The organism is Phytoactinopolyspora endophytica (assembly GCF_004138495.1).
In the GTDB taxonomy this organism is placed as follows: domain Bacteria; phylum Actinomycetota; class Actinomycetes; order Jiangellales; family Jiangellaceae; genus Phytoactinopolyspora; species Phytoactinopolyspora endophytica.
This window is the reverse complement of the sequence record NZ_ML142856.1, coordinates 236,869-237,247: the sequence shown is the minus strand read 5'-3', so window position 1 is coordinate 237,247 and position 379 is coordinate 236,869. Positions and strand designations below refer to the sequence as shown.

Genomic DNA, 379 nt, shown 5'->3' with positions numbered 1-379 from the left:
GCGCACTCCATCGGTATCCGCAGCACCACCTCCTCGGTGGTCTGCCGGCGTACGCCCAGCTGGTATGCCGTCAGGTCGACCCCGGTGGAAGACGGGGTTCGCGCGGCCACCCGTCCGACCCAGCCGAGTGCCTTGGGGTCGCCGGTCCCGGCTACAAGCGAGTCTCCGAACACACATACCCTGACGTCACGCATCGCCCCATCTTCGCACGGCGAGCCGACAGCCCAGGCTCAGCGCTCTCAGTCGTCGACCTCGTCGTCGTCGAGCCGCGCTATCCAAGTGGCGAGCCGCTCGATGGAGGCCTCGAACTCCGGGTTCTGATCGACGAAGGCGCGGAACTGCTCGGCTAGCCACCCGAGAGTGACCTGCTCATCACCCC

At 67.5% G+C, this 379-nt stretch carries 1 protein-coding gene and 1 pseudogene; both read right to left on the bottom strand.

The genetic code is table 11. The features are described 5' to 3' along the window. Window positions 1-194, bottom strand: a pseudogene (locus ELR45_RS38180) (hypothetical protein); the annotation flags it as partial. Window positions 195-239: 45 nt separating this feature from the next. After that, window positions 240-379: DUF6104 family protein (locus ELR45_RS40985; protein WP_165367868.1), on the bottom strand; the 140-nt coding region annotated here is incomplete at its 5' end.